2 protein-coding genes are annotated in these 4,768 nt (G+C 75.1%); both read left to right on the top strand.

Translation table 11 applies throughout. The features are described 5' to 3' along the window. Positions 1 to 181: 181 nt before the first annotated feature. A partial coding sequence (locus AOK08_RS41575) for a non-ribosomal peptide synthetase (RefSeq protein ID WP_206743421.1) occupies positions 182 to 3,135 on the top strand: 2,954 nt, incomplete at its 5' end. A 37-nt stretch (positions 3,136 to 3,172) separates the two neighbouring features. Beyond that, positions 3,173 to 4,747 (top strand): amino acid adenylation domain-containing protein, encoded by a 1,575-nt coding sequence (locus AOK08_RS41570; protein WP_055535731.1) that lies wholly within the window; start codon positions 3,173 to 3,175, stop codon positions 4,745 to 4,747. Positions 4,748 to 4,768: the final 21 nt, after the last annotated feature.

Genomic DNA, 4,768 nt, shown 5'->3' with positions numbered 1-4,768 from the left:
CGCTGGACGCCGTACGGCTGCACGAGGCCGCCGACGCCGTACTCGCGCGGCACGCCAACCTCCGCGCCGGGTTCCTCCGCCGGGCCTCCGGCGAGCCCGCGCAGGTCGTACGGCGCGACGCACGGGTGCCCTGGGAGGAACGGGACCTCTCCGCGCTGGACGAGGACGGACAGGCCGCCNNGGGCCCGGCGCTTCGACCTGGCACGGCCGCCGCTGCTCCGTCTCACCCTCCTGCGCACCGGACCACTGAGCCACCGGCTGCTGCTGACGTACCACCACATCCTGCTGGACGGCTGGTCCTGGCCCGTACTCGTCCGTGAGCTGCTCGCCCTGCATGACGCGGGGCCGAAGGACGAGGACAGGGACCCGCTGCCCCCGGTCACCCCGTACGCATCGTTCCTGGACTGGCTCGGCAGCCGCGACACCGGCGCGGCCCGCGACGCCTGGGGCCGGGCCCTGGCCGGGCTGCCCGGAGGCAGCCGCACCGCGCCCGTCTCCGCCGGCCCCGCGACCGCACTGCTGCCGGACCGAGTCGAAACAGCGCTCACCTCCGCCCTCACCGAACGGCTCATCGCCCTCGCCCGCGCCCACCGGATCACCCCCGGCACCCTCCTCCAGGGCTCCTGGGCACTGCTGCTCGCGAACCGGCTGCGCTCCGACGACGTGGTCTTCGGCGCCGTCGTCAGCGGACGCCCCGCCGAACTGCCCGGCGTCGCCGACATCGTGGGGCTGTGCATCAACACCGTGCCGGTCCGGGTCCGTATCGACCGCACCGAACCGCTCGTCGGCCTGTTCACCCGGCTCCAGGACGAGCAGGCGCGCCTCATCGAGCACCACCACCTCGGCCTCACCGAGATCCAGCGCACCGCCGGCGCCGGTGAGCTGTTCGACTCCTGCGTGGCCTACCAGAACTACCCGGTGGACGCCGCCGGCCTCGCCGCGCTGTCCACGGGCGAGCTGCGCGTGACCGCCGTCGACCCGCACGACGCCGCGCACTATCCGCTCACCCTGACCGTGATACCGGGTGAGAGGCTGCGCCTTCAGATCGACCACCGGCCCGACGCCTTCGACACCGCCGACGCGCAGGCCCTGCTGGACCGTCTCGTCCGCCTCCTCGAAGCCGTCGCCGACGACCCGGCCCGCCCGGCGGGCGCGGTGGACCTGCTGTCGCCGGCCGAACGGCGGCGCGTGCTCGTCGAGTTCAACGACACCGTCCGCGACGAGGAGTACGCCGAGGTGACGGACCGGGTGCGGCGCCAGGCCGAGCTGCGGCCGGACGCCGTCGCGGTGACCGACGACACGGGCCGCGAACTCACGTACGCCGAAGTCGTCGTACGCGCCGACGCCCTCGCCGCGCGGCTGCGGGCCGAAGGGGTGGACGACGGCGCCCTCGTCGCCGTCCTCGCCGAGCCGACCGCCCGGGTGCCCGTCGCGTTCCTCGGCATCCTCGGCGCCGGAGCCGCCTACGTGCCGCTCGACCCCGTCGGCCCGGTCGCGCGTACCGCCGGGCTGCTGACCGCCGGGGGAGTGGCGTGGCTGCTCACCGCGCCCGAACAGCGGGCCCGCGCCGAGGAGATCGCGGCGACGGCCGCACATCCCGTACGGGTGCTGGTCCTCGACGACAGCGCCGGCCGTGCGTCCGGGCAGCCGTCCGGGCAGCCGCTCCGGCACGGCGGCGGGCGTGACGCCCTGGCCTACGTGTGCTTCACCTCCGGATCCACCGGCCGTCCCAAGGGCGCCATGGTGCACCGGCGCGGCATGAACAACCACCTGCTCGCCAAGCTCGACGACCTGCGCCTCACGCCCGACGACCAGGTGGTGATGAACGCGCCCCTCACCTTCGACATCTCCATGTGGCAGATGCTCGCCCCGCTGATCACCGGCGGCCGGGTCCACCTGGTCTCCCGCGACACCGCCCGCGACCCGGACGCCCTGTTCACCGCCGTCGCCCGGCACGGCGTCACCGTCATGGAGACCGTCCCGTCCTTCGTCCGCGCCGCCCTCGACCTGTGGGACTCCGGAGTGCCCCGGCCCGCGCTCCCGGCACTGCGCTGGTTCGTCGTCAACGGCGAGGTCCTGCCGCCGGAACTGTGCACCCGCTGGTACGACCGCCACCCCGACGCGGCGATCGTCAACGCCTACGGACTCACCGAGTGCTCGGACGACAACACGCACGCCTTCATCCCCCGGGGCGAGGTGACCGGGCTGCTCGAACAGGGCAGGCTGCCGGTCGGCAGGCCGCTGCGCAACAACCGGCTCTACATCCTCGACCCGTCGCTCGCACCCGTACCGCCCGGCGTCCCCGGCGAACTCTTCATCGCCGGCACCGGCGTCGGACCCGGCTACCTGGGCGAGCCCCGCCGCAGCAGCGAACGCTACGTCCCCGACCCCTACGCCGACGAGCCCGGCGCCCGGATGTACCGCACCGGCGACCTCGCCCGACTGCGCGCCGACGGCCAGCTCGACTTCCTCGGACGCCAGGACCACCAGGTCAAGGTCCGCGGCAACCGCATCGAACTCGGCGAGGTGGAGACCGCGCTGCGGGCCGTGCCGGGCGTCGGCGACGCGGTGGTCACCGTGGACCGGGACGCCGCCGGACAGCAGCGGCTCGTGGGCTGGTTCACCACAGAGACGGACACCAAGGAGACGGACACCAAGGAGACAGGTGCCCGGGACACAGACGCCGGGGCCACGGACGCCGACGGCATCCGCGCCGCACTCGCCCAGAGCCTCCCGAACTACATGGTGCCCTCACTGCTGCTGCCACTCCCCGCCCTGCCGCTGACCACCAACGGCAAGATCGACCGCAAGGCCCTGCCCGACCCGGCGGACCTCGCACGGCCCGCCGGACGCGCCCCGGCGAACGCCACCGAACAGTCGGTCTGCGCCCACTTCGCCGCGGTCCTCGGCCTCGCCGCCGCCGGACCCGACGACGACTTCTTCGCCCACGGCGGCCACTCCCTCCTCGCCACCCGGCTCACCGGACGACTGCGCACCGAACTCGGCGCACACCTGACCATCCGCGACCTCTTCGAGACCCCCACCCCGGCCGGCATCGCCGCCCGCCTGACAGCCGTCCAGGCCTCCGCCCCGGCCCGCCCGGCGCTGCGTCCGCGCGCCCGCGACCGCGTCTGACGCCCGCCCGTCCACACCCACGAGGAGACAGACCCCCATGACCCCCGACGACATCCCGGTCCCCCTGCGCATCGCGCGGCAGGCGGCCCGTACACCCGACGCGACGGCCGTCAGCGCACCCGAGGGCGAGCTGACCTACCGCATGCTCGACCGGCGGGCCCGTGCCGTCGCCGGGGAGCTGCGCGCCGCCGGTGCGGGCCCCGAGGACACCGTGCTCGTCGGCGTGGGCCGGGGCGCGGACTGGGCCGCCGCCGTCCTGGGCACCTGGTACGCCGGTGCCGCCCCGCTGCTCGTCGACCCGGCCGCCCCCGACGAACGGCTGCGCGCGTTGCTGGCCGCCACCGGCACCCGCCACGCGGTCGTCACCGGCCACCTGGCCGCCGCCGGACTCCACCGCCGGTACGGCGGGGAGCTGTTCTGGGCGGGCACCCGGGGCGACACCGAGGCCGATGGACCCGAACCGGCCGCCGTCCGCCCGGGATCGCTCGCCTACGTCCTGTTCACCTCGGGCTCCACCGGCAGCCCCAAACCGGTCGCCGTCGGCCACGCGGGCCTGGCCCGCCAGACCGGTGCGCTCGCCGAACGCTACGGCCTGACCGCGGCCGACCGGGTGCTCCAGTTCGCCGCGCCCGCCTTCGACGTGGCCCTGGAGGAGGCCCTGCCCACCTGGTGCACGGGCGGCACCGCCGTGTTCGTCGCCGACAACGTGGTCTCGCCCGCCGAACTCGAGCCCTTCCTCACCGAACGGGCCGTCACCCTCGTCAACCTGCCCACCCCGTACTGGGCCCAGTGGGCCAAGGACGTCGAACGCCGCCCCCGGCCGCTGCCGTCCGCCCTGCGCCATGTGGTCATCGGCAGCGACGCGGGCCGCACCGCCGACCTGGTCCGCTGGTACGCGGCCGGCGGACCGCCCGTGACCAGCGCCTACGGCCTCACCGAGTCGACGATCACCGCCACCTGCCACGAGGCGCACGCCGAGGCGCTCGCGGACACCGCCGACGAGGTCATCCCGCTCGGGGTGCCCCTGCCGGGGGTGCGCGCGTACGTCCTCGACGAAGCGCTGAACCGTACGGCGGACGGCGAGGCCGGCGAACTGTATCTCGCCGGAGCCTGCCTGGCCCGTGGCTACCACGACCGGCCCGCCCTGACCGCCGAGCGGTTCGTCGCCGACCCGTTCGCGGCGGGCCCGGGGGAGCGGATGTACCGGACGGGGGACCGGGTCAGGCGAGCGGCGGACGGCACCCTGCGCTTCCTGGGCCGCACCGACGACCAGGTCAAGATCCGTGGCCACCGGGTGGAGCTCAAGGAGGTCGAGACGGCCGTCGCGGCCCACCCGGACGTGCTGGACGTCGTCGCCCGCGCCGTACGCCACGGAGGCGAGCCCCAGTTGGCGGCCTACGTCGCCGCCGTCCCCGGACGCCCCCTGGACGGCGCCGAGTTGAGACGCCACCTGGCCACCCGGGTCCCCGGCCACCTGGTCCCGGCCCGCGTCTGCGTCCTCCCCCGACTCCCACGCACCCCGGGCGGCAAACTCGACGTACGAGCCCTGCCGGATCCCTTCCCCCGGGAACCGACGTCCACAGAACCACTGCGGCTCCCCGAGCCCGCTTGAACCGCCGCCCGACTGCCCCCC

The sequence above is a fragment of the Streptomyces graminilatus genome (assembly GCF_001418565.1).
In the GTDB taxonomy this organism is placed as follows: domain Bacteria; phylum Actinomycetota; class Actinomycetes; order Streptomycetales; family Streptomycetaceae; genus Streptomyces; species Streptomyces graminilatus.
The sequence above is the reverse complement of the archived record's forward strand: the minus strand, read 5'-3'. Positions and strand labels throughout refer to the sequence as shown.

Excerpts from the sequence above, each read along its gene's own strand:
- AOK08_RS41570 (WP_055535731.1), top strand. The coding sequence starts at position 3,173 with ATGACCCCCGACGACATCCCGGTCCCCCTGCGCATCGCGCGGCAGGCG.